Here is a 23,097-nt window from a genome sequence, read left to right on the forward strand (position 1 = left end):
CAACAAAGGCTGGCGATGATAGCAGACCAGACCTTTGCTGAACACCAATCACCTTCATAGCCCTGATACATTCCATTAATCGGCCTGACGACGCAGGAATGCCGGGATATCCAGGTAGTCCAGATCATCTTGCGGATTCGGGCTACGGGACGCCGCAGCACCGGCCTGAGCCTGGTTGCGCATCACGGTCGGGCGGTCCAGATCACGGTAGTTGACCGACGGCAGTTCCTGGCGCGCAGGCGCTGGAGCGGCGGCGGCTTGGCTGGACTGGCCGGTGTGCAGGGTGTTGTCGATGACCTTTACAGGCTTCTCGATCTTCGCACCCAGGCCGGTGGCAACCACGGTCACGTGCAGTTCGTCGCGCATGTCCGGATCGATAACGGTACCGACCTTGACCATGGCGTGCTCGGAAGCGAAGGCTTCGATGATGCTACCCACGTCGGAGTACTCGCCCAGGGACAGGTCAGGACCGGCGGTGATGTTCACCAGGATGCCGCGTGCGCCTTGCAGGTTCACGTCTTCGAGCAACGGGTTGCGGATGGCGGCTTCGGTGGCTTCGCGTGCACGGTTCGGACCGCTGGCGCAGCCAGTGCCCATCATCGCCATGCCCATTTCGCTCATTACGGTACGTACGTCGGCAAAGTCGACGTTGATCATGCCCGGGCGCTTGATGATGTCGGAAATACCGCGAACGGCACCAGCCAGTACATCGTCAGCCTTGGCGAATGCGGACAGCAGGCTCGCGTCCTTGCCCAGGATGGTCAGCAGCTTCTCGTTGGGGATGGTGATCAACGAGTCGACGCTTTCGGACAGCAGACGGATGCCTTCGTCGGCGATCTGCATGCGCTTGCGGCCTTCGAACGGGAACGGACGGGTCACGACGGCAACCGTCAGGATCCCCATTTCCTTGGCCACTTCGGCGATGATCGGTGCAGCACCGGTACCGGTACCGCCGCCCATGCCAGTGGTGATGAACACCATGTTGGTGCCTTGCAGCACTTCGGCAATACGCTCGCGGTCTTCCAGGGCGGCTTGACGGCCGACTTCCGGATTGGCACCAGCACCGAGGCCCTTGGTCACGGCGGTGCCCAATTGCAGGATGGTGCGCGCGCCGATGCTTTTCAGAGCCTGGGCATCTGTGTTGGCGCAGATGAATTCAACGCCTTCAATGTTGCTCTTGACCATGTGGTTGACAGCGTTGCCGCCGCCACCGCCGACACCGATCACTTTAATGACCGGGCTGGCGGGGATGTTGTCTACGAGTTCGAACATGTTCCCTCTCCTTTCAGTTCTCTAGTTTTTTCGCCTACTGCCTACATCTACAGCCGTGGAACGGTGTTGCGATAAATCTTTAGAAATTGCCTTTCACCCAAGCCTGCAACCGCTCCAACAACGGCGCCTTGGCGTCGTCGTCGCTGCGGTAGCTGTCACGGTTGCTCGGGCCCGACAGGGAAATGCCGTCGGTCTGCTTCTGCAGCCCGTACAACAGCAAGCCCACGCCGGTGGAATAAATCGGGTTGCGCACCACGTCGCCGAGGCCTTTCACGCCATGGGGCACACCAAGGCGCACGGGCATGTGGAAGATCTCTTCGGCCAATTCGACCGCGCCTTCCATCTTCGAGGTGCCACCGGTCAGCACGATGCCGGCCGGGATCAAATCTTCGTAGCCGCTGCGGCGCAGTTCAGCCTGGATCAGGGTGAACAGTTCGTCGTAGCGCGGCTCGACCACTTCGGCCAGGGCCTGGCGCGACAGTTCGCGCGGCGGACGATCGCCCACGCTTGGCACCTTGATGGTTTCACCGGCACCGGCCAGCTTGGCCAGGGCACAGGCGTAGCGGATCTTGATTTCTTCGGCGTACTGGGTCGGTGTACGCAGCGCCATGGCGATGTCGTTGGTGACCTGGTCGCCGGCGATCGGGATCACGGCGGTGTGACGGATCGCACCCTCGGTGAAGATCGCGATGTCGGTGGTGCCACCGCCAATGTCCACCAGGCACACGCCCAGTTCTTTTTCATCGTCGGTCAGTACCGAGTAGGCCGAAGCCAGTTGCTCGAGAATGATGTCGTCGATTTCCAGGCCGCAACGGCGCACGCACTTTTCAATGTTCTGTGCCGCATTGACGGCGCAGGTGACCACGTGGACCTTGGCCTCCAGACGTACGCCCGACATGCCCAGGGGCTCGCGAACGCCTTCCTGGTTATCGATCACGTAATCCTGCGGCAAGGTGTGCAGCACGCGCTGGTCCGCCGGAATCGCCACGGCCTGGGCGGCATCGAGCACACGCTCGAGGTCGGCCGCGCTGACTTCACGGTCGCGGATCGCCACGATGCCGTGGGAGTTCAGGCTGCGGATGTGGTTGCCGGCGACGCCGACGAACGCCGAGTGAATCCGGCAACCGGCCATCAGCTGCGCTTCTTCGATAGCGCGCTGGATCGATTGCACGGTGGACTCGATGTTCACCACCACGCCCTTCTTCAGGCCCCGGGACGGATGCGTGCCAATACCGACGATTTCGATCGTGCCGTCTTCCCCGACCTCGCCCACCAGCGCCACCACCTTGGAGGTGCCGATATCGAGACCGACGATCATTTTGCCGCTTTGCACGTTTGCCATGGGTCCTGCCTCTTCTTAATTCTTCGCGACAGCGGGTTGCACTGCCGTGGGCGCAGCCGGTTCACGCCAGCCGACGGCAAGGCCGTTGGCGTAACGCAGGTCGACGCTTGCAATGTTCGTAATCTGTTCTTTCAAGGTCTTGTCATAGATGGCAATGAAACGGCGCATCTTTTCCACCAAGCGGTCGCGTCCCAGCAACAACTCGATGCCCGGGCCGGAACTGCCGGCCCCGGTCGTCAAAAACCAGCTGCCCCGTTCACGCAATTCCAGGCGTGCAATGGAGAAGCCCAGTGGCCGCAGCATCTGGCTAAAGGCCTGGTACTGCTGCATCACTTGCTGCTGCGCCCGCTGCGGCCCGAACAACTGCGGCAGGTGCTCGTAGTTGGCCAGTTCACGCGGCGTGAACGCCTGGCCCTGGTTGTTCAACAGCGCTTCGTCGCCCCAACGGGCCACGGGCAGTTGCTCTTCCAGGCGGATCGTCACCTGATCCGGCCATACACGACGCACTTCCGCGTGGGCGATCCACGGCATCTGTTCCAGTTCCCGGCGCATGCCGGCCAGGTCGATGGTGAAGAAGCTCGCCGCCAGGAACGGACCGATACGCTGCTGCACCGCCTGCTGGCTGATGTAGCTCAAGTCACCCTGCACGCTGATCTTGGTGATCGGGCGATCGGCATACGGCAATAGACGCTGGGCGCCTTCGTAAGTGCCAAAACCCAACACCACCAGCAGCACCGGCCAGAACAGCGCCTTGAGGAAACCAAAATTGGCTTTCGGCAGGCGCGCCGACATCGGCTCTTTAGCCACCATCCGACTGGCACCCCGTGGCACCGGCTTGCGGCCGGGTGCTTGGGGGGGCTGATGACGAAGCGATGCGCCTTTCATGTCCTTAGCCTCGTGGCTCGATACTGGCGGCAAGAATCGCCAGCACCAACTGCTGGAAATCCAGACCGGCGGCGCGAGCGGCCATAGGTACCAGGCTGTGGTCGGTCATCCCGGGAGCGGTGTTGACTTCCAGGAACCAGAAATTCCCTTGGTCATCCTGCATCACGTCTGCCCGCGCCCAACCGGCGATACCCAGCGCCTCACAGGCTTTTGCCGTGAGGTCCATCAATTCCTGTTCTTTGGTTGCGTCAAGGCCGCACGGAATCCGGTACTGGGTATCGGAAGCCAGGTACTTGGCGTCGTAATCGTAAAAAGTGTGGGGCGTGCCCAAGGCGATGGGCGGCAATACCTGGCCACGCAGGGTGGCGATGGTGTACTCGGGACCCTGGATCCACTGTTCCACCAACACTTGCGAATCGTAGGTACTGGCCGCTTTCCATGCGTCGATCAATTCGGCGGCCGAGTTCACTTTGGCCATGCCGATACTGGAGCCTTCATGGGCTGGTTTGACGATCAAAGGCAGGCCCAGTTCCTTGGCTGCAGAAATACAATCGTCTTCGCTGCACAGAACACTGTGACGCGGGGTGGGAATACCCAGGCTGTGCCAGACCTGTTTGGTGCGCAACTTGTCCATGGCCAGCGCCGACGCGAGGATGCCGCTGCCGGTGTAGGGGATGCCGGCGCACTCGAGCAAGCCTTGCATGCTGCCGTCTTCACCGCCACGGCCGTGCAGGATGATAAAGGCGCGGTCGATTTTCTCGGCCTGCAAGCGGGCGAGAAAATCATCGCCCACGTCGATACCGAACGCGTTCACGCCAGCGCTTTGCAGGGCTTCAAGCACGGCGTTGCCGGACTTGAGCGACACTTCGCGCTCGGCACTCTTGCCGCCGAACAGCACGGCCACGCGGCCGAAGTCGGCAGGCGGGACGGTGGAGAACAGGGAGCCGTAGTTCGTGGTCATTTCGACTTCCCCTTTTCTGCGGCGAAGCCTTCTTTTACGAACAAGGGGCTCGCCAGCAATTTAGGAGCAAGGCCGCCGATGTCACCGGCACCCTGGCACAACAGGATGTCGCCGGCACGCAGCAGCGGCTTGACGATCGGAGCCAGGTCCACGCCACGTTCGATATAGATCGGGTCCAGTTGGCCACGCTGGCGGATGCTGTTGCACAGCTTGCGACTGTCGGCACCGGGGATTGGCTCTTCGCCGGCCGGATAGACTTCCATCAACAGCAATACGTTGGCATCGGCCAGTACATTGACGAAATCGTCGTACAGGTCGCGGGTACGGCTGTAGCGGTGCGGCTGGTAGACCATCACCAGGCGGCGCTCCGGCCAACCACCGCGCACGGCCTTGATCACGGCCGCGACTTCGGTCGGGTGGTGACCGTAGTCGTCCACCAGCATCACGTCGCCGCCTTCCACCGGCAACTGGCCGTAGACCTGGAAGCGACGGCCCACGCCGGCAAAGCGCGACAGGCCCTCGACGATGGCTTCATCGCTGACGCCCTCATCGGAAGCGATGCAGATGGTCGCCAGGGAATTGAGCACGTTGTGGTTGCCCGGCATGTTCACCGACACGTCCAGCGGCTCGCGGTCGGGACGCAGCACGGTGAAGAAGGTTTGCATGCCTTCCTGGCGCACATTGATCGCGCGCACGTCGGCGTCTTCGCTGAAGCCGTAGGTCACGGTCGGACGCTTGACCAGCGGCAGGATTTCGCGCACCACCGGATCATCCAGGCACACCACGGCCAAACCGTAGAACGGCAGGTTGTGCAGAAACTCGACGAAGGTTTTCTTCAACTTATTGAAGTCACCGTCGTAGGTCGCCATGTGGTCTTCATCGATGTTGGTGACCACAGCGACCAGCGGTTGCAGGTGCAGGAAGCTGGCATCGCTTTCATCGGCTTCGGCGATCAGGTAACGGCTGGTGCCGAGCTGGGCATTGGTGCCCGCGGCATTCAGACGGCCACCGATCACGAACGTCGGGTCCAGGCCACCGGCAGCGAACACCGAAGCGATCAGGCTGGTGGTGGTGGTCTTACCGTGAGTACCGGCGACAGCGATGCCGTGGCGATAGCGCATCAGCTCGGCCAGCATCTCGGCGCGGGGCACCACGGGAATGCGGCGTTCGAGGGCGGTGGCCACTTCCGGGTTGGAGGTATTCACGGCGCTCGATACCACCAGCACATCGGAATCGGCGGCGTTTTCGGCGCGGTGGCCGATAAAGATTCGCGCACCGAACGACTTCAGGCGCTCAGTGACCGGCGACTCTTTCAAGTCGGAGCCGGACACCTGGTAACCCAGGTTCAGCAACACTTCGGCAATGCCGCACATGCCCACGCCGCCGATACCGACGAAGTGGATGCGACGGATGCGGCGCATTTCCGGTTGTGGCATGGCTTTCTGATTCTCAACCATGGGCCACCTCCAGGCAGATATCGACCACGGTGCGGGTGGCATCAGGTTTGGCCAGGCGGCTTGCGGTGCTCGCCATGCTGTTGAGTCGTTCCGGTTGCATCAAAACCTCGGTCAGGCGTGCGGCCAAATCGGCGGCGCCAGTCGTTCTTTGCGGCAGCAGGAAGGCAGCGCCCTCCCCGGCCAAATATTCGGCGTTGCGGGTCTGGTGGTCGTCGATTGCGTGGGGCAAAGGCACCAGCAAGGACGGCAGACCGGCGGCGGCCAGTTCACTGACGGTCAGCGCACCAGCGCGACAGACCACCAGGTCGGCCCAGCCATAGGCATGGGCCATGTCTTTGATGAAGGGCTGCACGGTGGCTTCCACACCGGCCTCGCGATACCGCGTGGCGGTCACTTCATCGTGGTTCTTGCCGGCCTGGTGGAAGATCTCCGGGCGCAACGCCACAGGCAATTGCGCCAGCGCTTCAGGCAGCAATTTGTTCAATGGCTCGGCGCCCAGGCTTCCGCCCAGGATCAGCAGATGTGCCTTGCGCCCGGCCAGGGCCTCACGGGCAATGCCCATGAACAGCTCGGTACGCACCGGGTTGCCGGTGGTGCGACGCTTGCCCGACGCACTGAACGTGTTGGGGAACGCTTCACACACTCGCGCCGCCAGGGGCACCAGCAGGCGATTGGCGGTACCGGCCACGGCGTTCTGCTCGTGCACGATCACCGGCACGCCAGCGAGCTTGGCCGCGACGCCACCCGGACCGGTCACGTAACCGCCAAAGCCGAGCACACACACCGGTTTCACTTCACGTATGACCTTGCGTGCCTGCCAAACAGCCTTGAGCAACACGAACGGCGCCTTGAGCAGGGACAACTTGCTCTTGCCGCGCAGGCCGGCGACGTTGATCAAATGCAGCGGCAAGCCGGCGCTTGGCACCAATTCGTTTTCGATGCCGCGCGGCGTTCCCAGCCAGTGCACGCTGTAGCCACGGCTCTGGAATTCCCGCGCGCAGGCCAGGGCCGGAAACACATGGCCCCCGGTGCCGCCCGCCATGATCAGCACGTTAGCGCCCATGGGTCGGCTCCTCGGCGAAGTCGCTTTCGCTGAACTCCATCTCTTCGCTGCCCAGGTGGGTTCGACTCTCCCACTCGATGCGCAGCAACAAGCCCAGGCACGCACAGCAGATCACCAACGAACTGCCGCCGTAACTGAGGAACGGCAAGGTCAGGCCCTTGGTCGGCAGCAGGCCGACGTTCACACCGATATTGATCAGGAACTGGCCGATCCACAGGAACGACAAGCCATACGCCACATAGGCAGCGAAATACTGTTTGGCCTTCTCGGCCCACAAGCCGATGTACATGCCGCGCACACACACGAACACGAACAACGCGACGGTGCACAGCGAACCGACCACGCCAAGCTCTTCGGCCAGTACCGAGAACACGAAGTCGGTGTGCGCTTCCGGCAGGTAGAACTGTTTCTGTACGCTGTTGCCCAGGCCCACGCCCAGCCACTCGCCGCGACCGAAGGCGATCAGCGCCTGGGTCAACTGGTAGCCGGAGCCGAACTGATCGGACCAGGGGTCGGTGAAGGTAATCAGACGCGCCATCCGGTAAGGTTGCGCCTGTACCAGCACCGTCACCGCAGCCACCGCCAGCACCACCATCAAGGTGAAGCGGAACAGGCCCACGCCGCCAAGGAACAGCATCGCCGCTGCCGCACCCATCATCACTACGGTGGCGCCGAAGTCGGGTTCCATCAGCAACAGGCCGGCCATCGGCAGCAGCACGATGAACGGCTTGAAAAAACCCATCCAGCTTTCGCGCACTTCTTTCTGACGCCGCACCAGGTAGCCGGCGAGGTAGATCACCACGAACACCTTGGCGATTTCCGAAGGCTGCACGTTGAACGCACCGAAGCCGATCCAGCGCATCGAACCGTTCACCTCGCGACCGATACCCGGCAGGATCACCATGACCAGCAAGCCGAACGCACCGATCAGCATCAACCAGCCCAGGCGTTGCCAGGTGGCGATGGGGATCATCATGGTCACGACGCACGCGCCGAGGCCGAGCACCAGGTACACCAAGTGACGGATCATCATGTACAGCGTATTGCCCGACTGTACGGCGGCCACTTCGGAGGACGCCGACGTGATCATCACCAGGCCCAGGCCCAGCAGCGCCAGGCAGCCGGCGAGCATCGGGAAATCCAGATCGATACCGCGCCCGGTGATGATCGGCGATGGGTAGGGCTTGATGATGTTCCGGAAGTTGATGCTCATGCCAAGGCCTCCACGGCGCGGGCGAACAGATGGCCACGCTCTTCGTAGTTCTTGAACATGTCGAAACTGGCGCAGGCCGGCGACAGCAGCACCGCGTCACCCGGCTGGGCCAGGGCCCGGCACTGGGCAATCGCGTCATCGAGGGAACTGGCGCGTACTTGCGGCACGGCATCGCCCAAGGCGGCGGCGATCAAGTCGGCATCGCGGCCCAACAGCACCACGGCGCGGCAATGCTCGGCCACCGGCCCCTTGAGGTCCTTGAAATCGGCGCCTTTGCCGTCGCCACCGGCGATCAGTAGAAGCTTGCCGTCGATGTCGGCGCCCAGGCCCTCGATGGCGGCCAGGGCCGCACCGACATTGGTGGCCTTGGAATCGTTGTAATAGCTGACGCCATCAAGGTCGCGTACCCACTGGCAACGATGCTCGAGGCCGCCGAAGGTGCGCAGGCTCGAGAGCATGGCGTCGAACGGCAAGCCCACGGCATGCCCCAGCGCCAGTGCCGCCAAGGCGTTGGACTGGTTGTGGGCGCCACGGATTTTCAGCTCGCGCACCGGCATCAGGTTCTGGAATTCAAAGGCCAGGTATTTCTCGCCGTTTTCTTCACGGATACCGAAGGCCTTGAAATCGGGTTTGCCCAGGCCGAAGGTCCAGCACGGCAAGCCCTCGCCCATCAATGGACGGCTCAGGGCGTCCTGGCGGTTGACCACCACTTGCTTGGCGCCGCGGAAGATCCGGTGCTTGGCCAGGTGATAAGCCGGCAGGCCGCTGTAGCGGTCCATGTGGTCTTCGCTGACGTTGAGCACCGTGGCCACTTCAGCGCCCAGGTCGTGGGTGGTTTCCAGCTGGAAGCTCGACAGTTCCATCACGTACAGCTCGACGTCGTCGCTGAGCAGATCCAGTGCCGGCGTGCCGAGATTGCCGCCCACGGCCACGCGCTTGCCGGCCGCAGCCGCCATCTCGCCGACCAGGGTGGTCACGGTGCTTTTCGCGTTGGAACCGCTGATGGCCACGATCGGCGCCTTTGCGTTACGGGCAAACAGGTCGATATCGCCGGACAGCTTCACGCCACGCGCCGCTGCAGCTTGCAGGGCCGGTGTCGCCAGGGCCAGGCCGGGGCTCACATAGAGCTCGTCGGCGCGGCACAGAAACTCGACATCCAACTCGCCACAACGCACTTCCACGTGCGGGTAGTCACGGCGCAGCGTGACCAGCTCCGGTGGATTTTCCCGCGTATCGGCCACGGCAAACGACGTGCCCCGGTTCGCCAGGAAGCGAACCAGGGACATGCCGCTCTTGCCGAGGCCGACAACGATGCGGAAGTGGTCTGAAGCGATCAGGGACACTCGTTTCTACCTCAGTTTCAGGGTGGCAAGGCCGACCAGTACGAGAATCACGGTGATGATCCAGAATCGGACGATCACGCGCGGCTCAGGCCAGCCCTTGAGTTCAAAGTGGTGGTGGATCGGTGCCATGCGGAACACGCGGCGCCCGGTCAATTTGAAGGAGGCCACCTGGATGACCACCGACAGGGTTTCCATCACGAACACACCGCCCATGATGAACAACACGATTTCCTGGCGAACGATCACGGCGATGGTGCCCAGGGCCGCGCCCAGCGCCAGCGCGCCGACGTCCCCCATGAACACTTGCGCGGGATAGGTGTTGAACCATAGGAAGCCCAGGCCCGCACCGATCAGCGCGCCGCAGAACACGATCAGCTCACCGGCGCCCGGCACGTAAGGGATCAGCAGGTATTCGGCGAATTTCACGTTACCCGACAGGTAGCAGAAGATGCCGAGCGCACCGCCCACCATTACCGTCGGCATGATCGCCAGGCCGTCGAGGCCGTCGGTCAGGTTCACCGCGTTGCTGGAGCCTACGATCACGAAGTAGGTCAGAACCACGAAGCCGATGCCCAGGGGAATGCTCGCATCCTTGAGCATCGGGATGATCAAGGTGGTCTCGACGGCGCTTGGCGCGGTCGTGTAGAGGAAGATCGCGGCGGCCAGGCCGAATACCGACTGCCAGAAATACTTCCAGCGGCTTGGCAGCCCCTTGGAGTTTTTCTCGATCACTTTGCGATAGTCGTCGACCCAACCGATGGCGCCGAACAGCAAGGTCACCAACAGCACCACCCAGACGTAGCGGTTGTGCAGGTCGGCCCAGAGCAAGGTACTGATACCGATGGACGACAGGATCAGTGCGCCGCCCATGGTCGGGGTGCCGGATTTGGACAGGTGCGACTGCGGGCCGTCATTGCGAACCGATTGACCAATTTGCAGGTTCTGCAGGGTGCGGATCATCCACGGTCCCAGGAACAGCGACAGAGACAGCGCGGTCAGCACACCCAGAATCCCGCGCAGGGTCAGGTACTGGAAGACCGCGAAGCCTTTGTGGAACTGTTGCAGATACTCAGCCAGCAGCAGCAGCATTAATGTTTCTCCGTACTTGAGCCACACAAGGCTACGACGACGTTTTCCATCACCGCGCTGCGCGATCCCTTGATCAAAATGGTTGTGTGTTTGTCTTGTTCGCCCGCGCGCAGCGCCTGGATCAACTCGGCCTGGGTGGCAAAATGCCGCGCACCGGGGCCGAAAGCGTCAACGGCATGGGCCATGTTGGTGCCGACGGCGTAGAGGGCATCGACTTTGCCGGCCGCATAGGCGCCGACTTCACGGTGACCTTGTTCGGCCCAGTCGCCCAGCTCGCCGATATCCCCCAGCACCAGCACCTTGCGCCCGGCAAAACCTTTGAGCAGGTCAACGGCGGCGTTGATGGAGGACGGGTTGGCGTTGTAGGTGTCGTCGATCACGCGCATGCCGTTGCTCGCCAGTTGCGCGACGGTGCGTCCCTTGACCGGCTGCACCGCACCCAGCCCGGTTGCGATACCGAACGACGACACGCCCAGGGCGTAAGCAGCGGCGGCGGCGGCCAGGGCATTGGCGACGTTGTGGTTGCCCAGCAGATTCAGCTGTACGTGCTCGCTGCCTTGCGGAGTGTGCAAGGTGAAGGACGGGCAACCACGGGCATCGACCGCGATGTCGGATGCGTGGAAATCCGCCGCTGCATTCGACACGGCAAACGTCAGCACCTTGCGACCGGCGGCGCGTACACGCCAGGTCTCGAAGGCCTTGTCGTCAAGATTCAATACCGCAGTGCCCGAGGCATCGAGGCCTTCGAGGATTTCGCCCTTGGCTTGGACGATCTTCTCCGGGCCGCCGAACTCACCGACGTGGGCGGTCCCGGCGTTGTTGATAATTGCCACGTGGGGCTTGGTCAGCGCCACGGTGTAGGCGATTTCGCCGATACGTGAAGCGCCCAGTTCGATCACTGCTGCCGTGTGTTCCGGGGCCAGTTCGAGCAAGGTCAGCGGTGCGCCGAAATCATTGTTGAGGTTGCCACGGGTCGCGAGCACCGGCCCACGTGTGCGCAGGACACCGGCGAGCAGCTCCTTGACCGTGGTCTTGCCGCTGGAACCGGTAATGGCCACAACCGGCTTGGTGAACGCGGCACGGTTCAGCGCGCCCAACTGCCCCAGGGCCAGGCGCGTATCGGCGACCAGCAATTGCGCCAAGGTGGAGTCCGCGACTTCACGCTGCACCAAGGCACCCACGGCGCCTTTGGCGGCCACTTCGTTGAGGTAGTCGTGGCCGTCGAAACGTGGGCCGGCCAACGCGACAAAGAGTTGCCCTGGCTTGATGTTGCGACTGTCGATACTGACGCCGTCGAAGCTGCAATCACTCGACAGTACGCGGGCCGACAAGGCCTGGGTCAGTTCGCTGAACTTCATGGGCTTAAGCATGGGCGACCTCCCAGGCGGACAAGGCGCGATCGGCCTCGACCAGATCGGAGAAGGTATGCCGTTCGCCGTTGATTTCCTGGTAGTCCTCGTGGCCTTTACCGGCCAGTACCACCACATCGTCAGCGCGGGCGCTGGCAATCAACTGGGCAATGGCCACGCCGCGACCGGCCACGAAGGCGACCTTGGACACGTCTTTGAAGCCTGCACGGATGTCGTCGAAAATCTGGCTCGGGTCTTCGCTGCGCGGATTGTCGTCGGTAACGAGCACGCCATCGGCCAGGCGCTCGACAATCTCGGCCATCAACGGACGCTTGCCGCGATCGCGATCACCGCCGCAACCGAACAGGCAGAGCAATTTGCCCTTGGCGTGCGGGCGCAGGGCTGAGAGGACTTTTTCCAGCGCGTCGGGGGTATGGGCGTAATCGACCACCACCAGCGGCTGCGAACCACCGCCCAAACGCTGCATGCGACCGGCCGGGCCTTCCAGCTTCGGCAGCACACGCAGGATTTCGTCCAGGGCGTAATCCAGGCCAAGCAATGCACCGATGGCGGCGAGCACGTTGCTCAGGTTGAAACGACCGAGCAACGTGCTGCGCAGATGGTGCTCGCCCTGTGGCGTGACCAGTGTGGCGCGCACGCCTTCGTCATTGAATTGGGCTTCGCGGCAATACAGGTAAGCGCTGGCGTCTTCCAGGCTATAGCTGATCAGGCGCGCTTCGCTGTCTTCGGCAGCCAATTGACGACCAAAGGCGTCGTCCAGGTTCACCACCCGGCACTTGAGGTCGTTCCAGGCAAACAGCTTGGCCTTGGCGGCCGCGTAAGCCTCCATGGTGCCGTGGTAGTCAAGGTGATCGCGGGACAGGTTGGTCATCACCGCCACATCGAACGCCAGCGCAGTGACGCGCCCCTGGTCCAGGCCGTGGGAAGACACTTCCATGGCAACCGCCTTGGCACCGGCCTTTTTCAGGTCGGCCAGGGTCGCTTGCACGGCGATCGGGTTCGGCGTGGTGTGCAGGCCGCTTTGCAGCGCGCCATAGAAACCGGTCCCGAGGGTACCAACGATGCCGCAGTGCTGGCCCAACAGGTCGAGGGCCTGGGCGACCAATTGGGTCACGCTGGTCTTGCCGTTGGTGCCGGTCACGCCAATCAGGTTCAAGTGGCGGCTCGGGTCGCCGTAGAAACGCCCGGCGATGTCCGACAACTGCGCGGCCAGGCCTTTGACAGGAATCAACGGCACATCGGTGATCGGCAGCACGGTGGCGCCTTCCACTTCATAGGCCACTGCCGCCGCACCGCGTTGCAAGGCATCGGCAATGTGCGCACGGCCATCGAACTTGCCGCCAGGTACCGCGAGGAACAGGTCGCCGGCGCGCACATTACGGCTGTCCAGGCTCAGCTCGCGAATCAGAAGATCGCGACCGGCGTGGGCAAAAATCTTGTTCAGGCTAAGAGACATCAGCCGCGCCCTCCATTGGCTTTTACCGCTGCGGCCGGTGGTCCGGCGTTCGCTTGTTGGGTCGGCGGCAGGTTGTCCGGCGTGATGTTCATCAGGCGCAGGGTGCCGGACATCACTTTGCTGAACACCGGCGCCGATACCAGGCCACCGAAGTAACCGGCTTTGCTCGGTTCATCGATCACCACCACGATGGCGTAGCGTGGATCGCTCATCGGGCCAAAGCCGGCGAACAGCGAACGGTAGGAGTTTTCGGCGTAGCCCTTGGTGCCCACCGACGTTTTACGTGCGGTACCCGACTTGCCGGCCACGTGATAGGCCGGCACCTGGGCACGGAACACGCCCCGTGGCGCTTCGATCACTTGTTGCAGCATGCCCTGCATGGTCTTGGCGACGTTTTCCGGGATCACCTGGGTGGCTTTCGGCGCCTCGTCGACGTGGATCAGACTCAAAGGAACCATGCGACCGTTATTGGCCAATACAGAGAACGCGTGGACCAGTTGGATCGCGGTGACCGACAGGCCATAACCATACGAAAGCGTGGCGGTCTCGGCCTTTTTCCAGTCGCGGTAGTTCGGCAGGTTGCCCACGCGCTCGCCAGGGAAGTCGAGGCCAGTAGGTTGGCCCAGACCGATTTTCTGCGCCAGGTGGTAGATGGTTTCGCCGCCGATATCGAAGGCGACCTTGCTCATGCCCACGTTACTGGAGTTGATCAGGATACCTGTCAAATCCAGCACCGGGCCTTCAGTGCGGGACACGTCACGAATGGTGTATTTGCCCAACTGCAAGGTGCCTGGATACACCTCGACCTTGTCGCTAGGTTTCCAGCGCCCGGTTTCGAGGGCGGCGCTCATGGAGATGGCTTTCATGGTCGAACCCGGCTCGAACACGTCGATCATGGCGCGGTTGCGCATCATCGCCGGTTGCAGGTTGCGACGGTTGTTCGGGTTGTAGGTCGGCTGGTTGACCATGGCGAGGATCTCGCCGGTCTTCACGTCCATGATCACCAGACTGCCGGCCTTGGCGCCGTTCTCGATGATCGCGTTACGCAACTCGCGGTTGGCCAGGTACTGCAGACGCAGGTCAATCGACAACGCCAAGGGCTTACCGGCCTTGGCGTTCTTGGTGACTTGGACATCCTTGATCAGCCTGCCGCGCCGATCCTTGATGACTTGTCGTTTGCCTGGAACCCCGGCCAGCCATTCATCGTAGGCCAGCTCCACGCCTTCGCGACCGTGGTCGTCGATGTCGGTAAAGCCCACCATATGGGCGGTGGTTTCACCGGCCGGGTAGAAACGACGGAATTCCTCGATGCCGTAGACACCGGGGACTTTAAGATCGAGCACCTGCTGGCCTTGCTCGGGGGTGAGGCCACGGACCAGGTAGATGAATTCTTTGTTGGCCTGGGCTTCCAGGCGTTCGGACAGGGCTTTCGGGTCCTGGCCCAGAGCGACGGCGAGTGACGGCCAGCGATCCTTGGCCACCTGCAATTCCTTGGCGTTGGCCCACAGGGTCGTCACCGGGGTACTGACGGCCAAAGGCTCGCCATTACGGTCGGTAATCAGGCCGCGGTGCGCGGGAATTGGAATATGACGCAGGCTACGGGCATCGCCCTGGCCGATCAGGAAGTCGCGGTCGACCACCTGCAGGTCGATGATACGCCAGGCGATCGCGCCCACCATCAATGCCAGCAAGCCGAGCATCAGGCGGAAGCGCCAGGGGTAGAGTGCACCCTCGAGTTTCATCATGGCGCCACCATGCGGACTTCGGATGCGCTTGGGATATGCATCTTCAGCTGTTCGGTGGCCAGCACTTCAATGCGGCTGTGGGCGGTCCAGGTACTCTGCTCCAGGATCAGCCGCCCCCACTCCGCCTGCGCCTTATCGCGCACGCTCAGCTCACCGTACAGGGTGTTGAGCAGTTGACGGTTGTAGTGGGCGCTGTAAGACACCGCAATAGCGGAGACCAGCACACCGATAAACAGCAGCAACATAACGAAGCTGCCGCCCGGGAGCGGCTTGGCATAAAGCCTGCTCACCGCAGCTTCTCCGCAACACGCATGACAGCACTGCGGGCACGCGGGTTGGCCTTGAGTTCGGCTTCGGAAGCGAACTGCGCTTTGCCATGGATTTTGATTTTCGGCACAAAAGCTTCGAAACGCACCGGCAGGTTACGCGGCAGGTTATCGGACTCACCCTTGACCAGGCGACGCATGAACAATTTGACGATACGGTCTTCCAGGGAGTGGAAGCTGATCACCACCAGGCGACCGCCCACTTCCAGCGCCTCGAGAGCGGCCTCGAGACCGGCCTCCAGGTCGCCCAATTCGTTATTGACGTGAATGCGCAGGCCCTGAAACGCACGAGTGGCAGGGTTTTTGCCTTTTTCCCATGCAGGGTTGGCGACTTTCAGCACTTCGGCCAGGTCGGCGGTGCGTTCGAACGGCTGGATTTCACGGCGCTCGACCACGGCACGGGCCATGCGTCCGGCGAAACGTTCTTCACCGTACTCCTTGAACACACGGGCGATTTCTTCCACCGGCGCGGTGGCGATGAACTGCGCGGCACTGACGCCACGGGTCGGGTCCATACGCATGTCGAGCGGGCCATCGTTCATGAAACTGAAGCCGCGCTCCGGGTCGTCAAGCTGCGGCGAAGACACGCCCAGGTCGAGCAAAACCCCGGCCACCTTGCCTGCCATGCCGCGCTCGGCGACTTCGGCACCCAGCTCGGCAAAGCTGCGCTGTACAACGACAAAGCGGCCGTCTTCGGCCGCTAGCGCTTGCCCGGTGGCAATCGCTTGGGGGTCTTTGTCGAACCCGAGGAGCCTGCCGTCGGACCCAAGCTGGCTGAGTATCAACCGACTATGCCCGCCCCTGCCGAACGTCCCATCCAGATAGCAGCCATCCGCGCGTACGGCGAGAGCCTCAACGGCTTCGTCAAGCAGTACGGTGATGTGGTTAAAGCCGCTATCAATAGTCACAGGATCAAATCACGCAGTTCGTCAGGCATGGCGCCCGGTTGTTGAATAGCAGCCAGGTCAGCTGCGGAAACAGCATCCCAGGCATCTTCGTCCCACAATTGGAACTTGTTCAGTTGGCCCACCAGCATTGCGCGCTTATCCAGCTTGGCGTACTCGCGCAAACGCGGCGGCACCAGGAAACGACCACTGCCATCGAGCTCGAGGTCGACGGCATTACCGATCAGCAAACGCTGCAGCCGGCGGTTTTCTTCACGCAATGAAGGCAGAGCGCGCAACTTGGTTTCGATCAACTCCCACTCGTCGAGCGGGTAAACACATAAACAAGGGTCAACGGCATCGATGGTGATGATTAACTGCCCGGAACTTCGCGAAATCAGCTCGTCACGATACCGGCTCGGCATGGCGAGACGGCCTTTTGCATCGAGACTGATAGCGTTAGCTCCGCGAAACACAGATGCGTTTCTCCAAATTTTAGCGTTCCAGGTTCAAAAAACCCACTTTGCACCACTTTTCGCCACTTGCGCACACTATAGGAATGCGCCCACCACACCGTCAAGGCGCGGATTCAAGGAAAAGCCTTACAGAACGGAGATTTAGGAGCGCAAAAGGAGGAGAAACCCGAGTTCGGCGATATTTTTGGCCCAACAAGCACAAATAGCTCAGAGAGCTATGGCTTAAAGTTAAAGTGATTTATTAAGAGTAAGATTTTTTTGGTATTACGAAGACGCATCCGCCAATGATTTGGCAGGGAGGGATTCTTGCGTTATTACCGGTTTTCTGCCCGAGATTCGGACAAAAGGAAAAAGGTGGAGAGTCGATCTGTAAGCCGGGTTCTGTCTTGAACAGTCATTCGTCTACGATGGCCATCACTGGACATCTTTAGCAACCTACCCGGTCCCAGCGCGGGCCACGCCTTGGGACCCTATTTGGTCTTGCTCCAAGTGGGGTTTACCTAGCCACGAACTGTTGCCAGTCGTGCGGTGCGCTCTTACCGCACCTTTTCACCCTTACCGGCACCGAAGTGCTTAGGCGGTTATTTTCTGTGGCACTTTCCGTAGGCTCACGCCTCCCAGGCATTACCTGGCACTTCGCCCTATGGAGCCCGGACTTTCCTCCCCCCCCTAATTTTCATAGAGGGCAGCGACTGTCCAATCGACTCTCCGTCGCGCAGGTTAACGGCACGACGGGCTTAGGACAAGTATTAAAAGAACAACAGTGCCATCACGTTCAGACGCAATACCGGTTTAACCCCGGAACTATTCAGCTTTTTGTTTATCCAGCGCAACTTGATACAACACATTCTTGCGCACACCGGTAATTTCCGCCGCCAGGGCCGCCGCGCGCTTAAGGGGCATCTCCTTGAGCAGCAGATCCAGGATGCGCATGGCTTCGGCACCCACCGCGTCTTCGGCCTCTGGCGCGGTCCAGCCCGCCACCAGCACCACGCATTCGCCGCGCTGCTGATTGCTGTCGCCTTCGACAAAGGCGCGCAGCTCTTCCAAGGGCAGGCCCTTGAGGGTTTCGAAGGTTTTGGTGATCTCCCGCGCCAGCAGCGCCAGGCGCTCGCCGCCGAACACCAGTTCCATATCTTGCAGACATTCAAGGATACGGTGGGGGGCTTCGTAGAAGATCAGGGTCCGCGGCTCTTCCTTCAGTGCCTGAAGCCGCGCGCGGCGCCCCACAGCCTTGGCAGGCAGGAAACCTTCGAAAATGAAACGGTCTGACGGCAGGCCAGCGGCGGACAAGGCGGCGATCAGCGCACATGCCCCCGGGACCGGCACCACATTGATGCCCGCAGCACGCGCCTGGCGCACCAGATGGTAGCCTGGGTCGGAGATCAGCGGCGTGCCCGCGTCGGAGATCAGCGCCACATCGTCGCCGGCCAGCAAACGGACGATGAAACGACTGCCTTCTTCGCGCTCGTTGTGCTCGTGGCACGCCGCCAATGGCGTGCTGATACCGAAATGCTGCATCAAGCGCTGGGAGTGCCGCGTGTCTTCGGCCGCGATCAATTTAACCTCGCGCAGCACTTTCAGCGCCCTTGCACTGATGTCGTCCAGGTTGCCAATGGGCGTCGCCACGACAAAAAGCGAGCCTGCAGTGGAATTCAAAGGACCTGGAGCAGTCAAAACGCACACCTCGATGATTGGCAAAAGCCACATTGTAGCGCGTAGGCGCCTTGAAAATATGCCATCGAGGCCGATGCCTTTTCAGCCGTCCATGGTAAACAGCAACATTTACACGACCTAAATTGACGGTTTCACGCCAGTAACATCGCGCCTGAGCCAGTGCTTGGGTACAATTCCACGCTAATTTGATCGGTATCAGGAACACTTACATGATCGCTTGCCTGCGGCTGCTCTCCGCCCTCTGCCTCGCTGCCTTGCTGGCCGCTTGCGCCAGCTCGCCCTCGTCCAGCCTTGGCGAACTTCCACGAACCCCGGACGCCAGTATCGAGCAGTTGCTCGAACAGGCCACTACGGCCAAGACGCCAGAAAAGGCCGCATTGCTGCGCCTGAGTGCGGCGGACATGGCCTACCACCAGAACAACCCTGGCCGCTCGTCGCAAATTCTTGCCCAAGTGCCCCTGGATGCCCTCAAGCCGGCCGCGCAAGTATTTGCCAGCACGCTGGCCGCCGAACTGGCCATGACGCGCAACCAGCCCAAGGCCGCCTTGACCGCCTTGAACCACCCAAGCCTGCAAAGCCTCAAGGACCTGCCGACCGAACAGCAGATCCGCACTGGCACCGTGCATGCCCGCGCCTACGAAGCCGATGGCCAGACGATGGCCGCCGCGCGCGAACGCGTGGCCATGGCCCCTCTGCTCAGTGGCGACGCGGCCCACAGCAACCATGAAGCCATCTGGGCGCTGATTGCCGCCCTGCCGGCAGAGCAGTTGCAAGCCAGCGGCAACCCGGTGCTTGACGGCTGGATCACCCTGGCCCAATCGGTCAAAGGCGCCGGTACGCTTGAGCAACAACAAGCCGCTATCGACACCTGGCGCGCACAGAATCCCGGCCATCCGGCCGCTGTGCAACTGCCAATGCCGCTGACCAAGCTCAAAGACCTGGCCAGCCAGCCGCTGAACAAAATTGCCCTGTTGCTCCCGCAGGAAGGCGCGCTGGCTTCGGTCAGCAAAGCATTGCGCGAAGGCTTCATGGCCGCACACTACCAGGCCGAACAGGCCGGGCAGCATCCGCCGGCCATCGAGTTCTATGACAGCTCGCGCATGGCCTCCCTCGACGATTTCTACGCCAAGGCCAAGGCCGCCGGCGTGCAACTGGTCGTCGGCCCACTGGAGAAACCGCTGGTCAAACAGCTCAGCGCCCGCCCGCAACTGCCGATCACCACCCTGGCGCTGAACTACAGCGAGACAGATCAGAGCCCGCCGCAGCTGTTCCAATTCGGCCTCGCCGCTGAAGACGAAGCCCGTGAAGTGTCGCGCCGCGCGCGCGCCGATGGCCTGCATCGCGCCGCGGCCATGGTGCCGCGTGGCGAATGGGGCGAGCGTGTGTACAAAGCGTTCCGCCAGGATTGGGAAGCCCACGGCGGCACCATGGTCGGTGTCGAGTACGTCGACCAGCCTGTCGCCCTGGCCCAGCAAATCGCCGACCTGTTCCAACTGCGTAAAAGCGAAGGTCGCGCCAAGAGCCTGCAAAACACTGTCGGGACTGACGTAGCGGCACAACCGTCGCGCCGCCAGGACATCGAGTTCATCTTCCTGGCCGTTACCCCCCAACTGGCCCAGCAGATCAAGCCGACCCTGAACTTCCAGTACGCCGGTGATGTGCCGGTGTACGCAACGTCCCATGTATTCAGCGCCAGCGGCGACAAGAACCAGTACCTGGACATGACCAACGTGATGTTCTGCGAAACCCCGTGGCTGCTGAACACCACTGACCCGCTGCGCAACCAGGTTGCCGCGCAATGGCCGCAAGCCAATGGCAGCCTCGGTCGCCTGTACGCGATGGGCGTCGATGCCTACCGCCTGGCACCGCGCCTGGGCCAGCTCAAGGCATTGCCGGATACCCGCGTCGACGGCCTCTCGGGCAACCTGGGCATCAGCGCCAACCAGCGCGTTGACCGCCAGATGCCATGGGCCAAGTTCGTCGGCGGCGAGATCCAGCGCCTGCCGGACACCCCGCGCTGATGCCAGAGCGGTCTAGCGCACAAAGCGGCAAGGATGCCGAACTTCACGCTTTACAGTACTTGCAGCAACAGGGCCTGCGCCTGCTGGCGCAGAACTGGTTGTGTAAGCGCGGCGAGCTTGATCTGGTCATGCTTGACGGCGATACAGTAGTATTCGTCGAAGTCCGCTACAGAAAACACGCACAATGGGGTGGCGCTCTGGCCAGTATCGACGGGCGCAAGCGTCAGAAGCTGATACTCGCCGCGCAGTTTTTCCTGCAAAAAGAGCATCGCTGGGCCGACGCCCCCTGCCGTTTCGATGTGGTTGCCATGGAAAGCACACCGGCAGGCCTTGTTGATCTCAACTGGCTCAAAGATGCCTTCGACAGCTGATTCGCCGGACATATTCACCACACACTTTTGCTCTTTGCTTTGCGGGCTGCACATTCCTGTGCCAAACAGCCGCGCTACTTAAGGTCACACAGATGGACATGCAATCCCGAATTCGCCAGCTTTTCCAGGCCAGCATCGACACCAAGCAACAGGCGATGGACGTACTTGCACCGCACATCGAGCAAGCCAGTCAGGTCATGGTCAATGCCTTGCTCAACGAAGGCAAAATGCTTTCGTGTGGCAACGGCGGTTCGGCCGGCGACGCCCAGCATTTCTCGTCCGAGCTGCTCAACCGCTTCGAACGTGAGCGCCCGAGTCTGCCAGCCATCGCCCTGACCACCGATTCGTCGACAATCACCTCGATCGCCAACGACTACAGCTACAACGAAATCTTCTCCAAGCAGATCCGCGCGCTGGGCCAGCCGGGCGATGTGCTGCTGGCGATCTCCACCAGCGGCAACTCGGCGAATATTATTCAAGCGATCCAGGCCGCACATGATCGCGAAATGATTGTCGTAGCATTGACCGGACGCGACGGCGGCGGCATGGCCTCGCTGCTGCTGCCAGAAGATGTGGAGATTCGCGTTCCGGCCAATGTCACCGCACGTATTCAGGAAGTCCACCTGCTGGCGATCCACTGCCTGTGCGATCTGATCGACAGCCAACTGTTCGGGAGTGAAGAATGATCGTTAAACGCCTCAGCCTATTGGCGATTGCGCTGTGCCTTGGCATCAGCGGCTGCAGCACGGCCATCACCGCGACACGAGACACCCCCATCCAGGACGACAAGGGTACCCGCACCTTCGGTAGCAAGATTGACGACTCGTTGATCGAAACCAAGGTCGAGGTGAACATCGCCAAGGCCGCCACGGACCTGGGCAATGGTGCCTCGCGCATCGTCGTGACCAGCTTCAATGGCGTAGTACTGCTCGCCGGCCAGACGCCACGGCCTGAGCTCAAGGCCCAGGCAGAACAAGCCGCCTCGACCGTGCAGCGGGTCAAGAAGGTCCACAACGAATTGCAAGTGATGGACCCGATCACCCTGCTGGCCATCAGCAACGACGCCCTGCTGACCACCAAAATCAAGGCGCAGATGCTGACCGATAATGCAATTCCCGGCTCGCGCATCAAAGTCGTCACCGACAACGGTATCGTTTACCTGATGGGCCTGCTCACCCAGGCGGAAGCGACCCGTGCGGCAAACCTGGTACAGGGTGTGTCCGGGGTACAGAAAGTCGTGAAGGTGTTCGAGTACATCGACTGATGTAGCCAACAGCCACAAAAAAGGGCGCCGTGCATTGATTGCACGGCGCCCTTTTTATTGGCGGTGGATTACTGGTATTGCGAGTACGGGTTGCCCTGGAACTGGTTGTTCTGCTGTGGCGCCTGTTGCTGGGCGCCCGGCTGGCCGTACTGCTGGCCTGGGATCGGGCCGAGGTTCACTTCTACGCGACGGTTCTGGGCGCGACCGTTGACGTCAGCATTGCTGGCAATCGGATTATCCGGACCGGCACCACGGGCACTCAGGTTGGCCGCGCTCACGCCTTGGGAGGTCAGGTAGTTGGCCACGCTCTGTGCACGACGCTGGGACAGGTCCATGTTCAGTTGGCGACTGCCGGTGCTGTCGGTGTAGCCGACGATCTGGATGGTGTTCTGGCTGAACTGCTTGAGGGAATTGGCCAGGTTGTTCAGCGGCGTGTAGAAGCTGCTGGAGATCGCATCCGAGTTGGTTGCGAAGGTGATGTTACCCGGCATGATCAGCTTGATCTGGTCGCCCTGGCGCTGAACTTCAACACCGGTATTGGCCATGCTTTCGCGCAGTTTCTTTTCCTGCTGGTCGGCGTAGTAGCCGTAACCCGCTGCGCCCGCGCCCGCAACCACGGCACCGATCAATGCGCCCTTGCCACGGTTGTTATGGTCGATGGCGGCACCGGCCAAAGCGCCTGCCAGGGCACCCAGGCCACCGTACTTGGCGGTTTTGCTCATACCGCCGGATTCATTACTCGCCTGTCCCTGGCTGCTGCCGTCATAAGGATTAGGTGAAGCGCAGCCGGACAACAAGGCTACGACGGTAGCGACAACAAGCAGACGACGCGAAGTGAACATGAAGGAAGCTCCTACTTTTGCATTCTGTGGTGCGAGGGAC

General features: G+C 61.7%; 21 protein-coding genes and 1 other RNA gene. 4 read left to right on the top strand and 18 right to left on the bottom strand.

From position 1 onward, the window contains the following. Positions 1–75: 75 nt before the first annotated feature. The 17 genes from ftsZ to rsmI form a co-directional block, all read right to left on the bottom strand. Positions 76–1,272 (bottom strand): cell division protein FtsZ, encoded by a 1,197-nt coding sequence (ftsZ, locus tag BLR63_RS17575; protein WP_010565674.1) that lies wholly within the window; start codon positions 1,270–1,272, stop codon positions 76–78. Positions 1,273–1,351: 79 nt separating this feature from the next. Next, positions 1,352–2,614 carry a cell division protein FtsA gene (gene ftsA, locus BLR63_RS17580; RefSeq protein WP_010565675.1) on the bottom strand — a complete coding sequence of 421 codons (1,263 nt, stop codon included), beginning with the start codon at positions 2,612–2,614 and terminating at the stop codon, positions 1,352–1,354. A gap of 15 nt (positions 2,615–2,629) precedes the next feature. Beyond that, the gene (locus BLR63_RS17585; RefSeq protein ID WP_010565676.1) at positions 2,630–3,499 is read right to left on the bottom strand and encodes a cell division protein FtsQ/DivIB; all 870 of its coding nucleotides are present in this window, start codon (positions 3,497–3,499) and stop codon (positions 2,630–2,632) included. A 4-nt stretch (positions 3,500–3,503) separates the two neighbouring features. Continuing rightward, entirely contained in the window at positions 3,504–4,460 is a 957-nt protein-coding gene (locus BLR63_RS17590; protein WP_010565677.1) for a D-alanine--D-alanine ligase, read from the bottom strand. Beyond that, the gene (gene murC, locus BLR63_RS17595; protein ID WP_010565678.1) at positions 4,457–5,917 is read right to left on the bottom strand and encodes a UDP-N-acetylmuramate--L-alanine ligase; all 1,461 of its coding nucleotides are present in this window, start codon (positions 5,915–5,917) and stop codon (positions 4,457–4,459) included. Before murC ends, BLR63_RS17590 begins: the two co-directional genes overlap by 4 nt. Next, the gene (gene murG / locus BLR63_RS17600; RefSeq protein WP_010565679.1) at positions 5,910–6,980 is read right to left on the bottom strand and encodes an undecaprenyldiphospho-muramoylpentapeptide beta-N-acetylglucosaminyltransferase; all 1,071 of its coding nucleotides are present in this window, start codon (positions 6,978–6,980) and stop codon (positions 5,910–5,912) included. The genes murC and murG overlap by 8 nt, the downstream gene beginning before the upstream one ends. Further along, complete coding sequence (gene ftsW / locus BLR63_RS17605; RefSeq protein ID WP_010565680.1) at positions 6,970–8,193, bottom strand: putative lipid II flippase FtsW; 1,224 nt, start codon at positions 8,191–8,193, stop codon at positions 6,970–6,972. The genes murG and ftsW overlap by 11 nt, the downstream gene beginning before the upstream one ends. Continuing rightward, complete coding sequence (gene murD, locus BLR63_RS17610; RefSeq protein ID WP_010565681.1) at positions 8,190–9,536, bottom strand: UDP-N-acetylmuramoyl-L-alanine--D-glutamate ligase; 1,347 nt, start codon at positions 9,534–9,536, stop codon at positions 8,190–8,192. Before murD ends, ftsW begins: the two co-directional genes overlap by 4 nt. A 6-nt stretch (positions 9,537–9,542) precedes the next feature. Beyond that, a complete protein-coding gene (mraY, locus tag BLR63_RS17615; RefSeq protein ID WP_003171875.1) occupies positions 9,543–10,625 on the bottom strand; it encodes a phospho-N-acetylmuramoyl-pentapeptide-transferase in 1,083 nt (360 codons plus the stop codon). Next, positions 10,625–11,995, bottom strand: coding sequence for a UDP-N-acetylmuramoyl-tripeptide--D-alanyl-D-alanine ligase (locus tag BLR63_RS17620; RefSeq protein ID WP_010565682.1), 1,371 nt, complete (start codon positions 11,993–11,995; stop codon positions 10,625–10,627). The genes mraY and BLR63_RS17620 overlap by 1 nt, the downstream gene beginning before the upstream one ends. Next, positions 11,988–13,451, bottom strand: coding sequence for a UDP-N-acetylmuramoyl-L-alanyl-D-glutamate--2,6-diaminopimelate ligase (locus tag BLR63_RS17625; RefSeq protein ID WP_010565683.1), 1,464 nt, complete (start codon positions 13,449–13,451; stop codon positions 11,988–11,990). The genes BLR63_RS17620 and BLR63_RS17625 overlap by 8 nt, the downstream gene beginning before the upstream one ends. Next, positions 13,451–15,193 (bottom strand): peptidoglycan D,D-transpeptidase FtsI family protein, encoded by a 1,743-nt coding sequence (locus BLR63_RS17630; protein WP_162830769.1) that lies wholly within the window; start codon positions 15,191–15,193, stop codon positions 13,451–13,453. The genes BLR63_RS17625 and BLR63_RS17630 overlap by 1 nt, the downstream gene beginning before the upstream one ends. Next, a complete protein-coding gene (ftsL, locus tag BLR63_RS17635) occupies positions 15,193–15,486 on the bottom strand; it encodes a cell division protein FtsL (RefSeq protein WP_010565685.1) in 294 nt (97 codons plus the stop codon). Before ftsL ends, BLR63_RS17630 begins: the two co-directional genes overlap by 1 nt. After that, positions 15,483–16,430, bottom strand: a complete 948-nt coding sequence (rsmH, locus tag BLR63_RS17640; protein ID WP_010565686.1) for a 16S rRNA (cytosine(1402)-N(4))-methyltransferase RsmH — start codon at positions 16,428–16,430, stop codon at positions 15,483–15,485. Before rsmH ends, ftsL begins: the two co-directional genes overlap by 4 nt. Continuing rightward, a complete protein-coding gene (gene mraZ, locus BLR63_RS17645) occupies positions 16,427–16,882 on the bottom strand; it encodes a division/cell wall cluster transcriptional repressor MraZ (RefSeq protein WP_003171868.1) in 456 nt (151 codons plus the stop codon). The genes rsmH and mraZ overlap by 4 nt, the downstream gene beginning before the upstream one ends. Positions 16,883–17,236: 354 nt before the next feature. Further along, positions 17,237–17,590: RNase P RNA component class A (gene rnpB, locus BLR63_RS17650), an RNA gene on the bottom strand. Positions 17,591–17,686: 96 nt separating this feature from the next. Beyond that, positions 17,687–18,592, bottom strand: coding sequence for a 16S rRNA (cytidine(1402)-2'-O)-methyltransferase (gene rsmI / locus BLR63_RS17655; RefSeq protein WP_162097535.1), 906 nt, complete (start codon positions 18,590–18,592; stop codon positions 17,687–17,689). 176 nt (positions 18,593–18,768) lie between these two features. Here rsmI and BLR63_RS17660 point away from each other — a divergent pair, with 176 nt between their 5' ends. From BLR63_RS17660 to BLR63_RS17675, 4 genes are all read left to right on the top strand, one after another. Next, on the top strand, positions 18,769–20,580 hold the full coding sequence (locus tag BLR63_RS17660) for a penicillin-binding protein activator (RefSeq protein WP_010565688.1): 1,812 nt from the start codon (positions 18,769–18,771) through the stop codon (positions 20,578–20,580). Beyond that, positions 20,580–20,951 carry a YraN family protein gene (locus BLR63_RS17665; protein WP_010565689.1) on the top strand — a complete coding sequence of 124 codons (372 nt, stop codon included), beginning with the start codon at positions 20,580–20,582 and terminating at the stop codon, positions 20,949–20,951. Before BLR63_RS17660 ends, BLR63_RS17665 begins: the two co-directional genes overlap by 1 nt. A 92-nt stretch (positions 20,952–21,043) precedes the next feature. Then, positions 21,044–21,637, top strand: coding sequence for a phosphoheptose isomerase (locus BLR63_RS17670; protein WP_007904374.1), 594 nt, complete (start codon positions 21,044–21,046; stop codon positions 21,635–21,637). Continuing rightward, positions 21,634–22,215 carry a BON domain-containing protein gene (locus BLR63_RS17675; RefSeq protein ID WP_010565690.1) on the top strand — a complete coding sequence of 194 codons (582 nt, stop codon included), beginning with the start codon at positions 21,634–21,636 and terminating at the stop codon, positions 22,213–22,215. Before BLR63_RS17670 ends, BLR63_RS17675 begins: the two co-directional genes overlap by 4 nt. Positions 22,216–22,283: 68 nt before the next feature. Here the strand turns inward: BLR63_RS17675 and BLR63_RS17680 are convergent, their stop codons facing one another. Further along, positions 22,284–23,057, bottom strand: a complete 774-nt coding sequence (locus BLR63_RS17680) for an OmpA family protein (RefSeq protein ID WP_042947014.1) — start codon at positions 23,055–23,057, stop codon at positions 22,284–22,286. Positions 23,058–23,097 lie beyond the last annotated feature (40 nt).

This window comes from Pseudomonas extremaustralis (assembly GCF_900102035.1).
Taxonomy (GTDB): domain Bacteria; phylum Pseudomonadota; class Gammaproteobacteria; order Pseudomonadales; family Pseudomonadaceae; genus Aquipseudomonas; species Aquipseudomonas extremaustralis.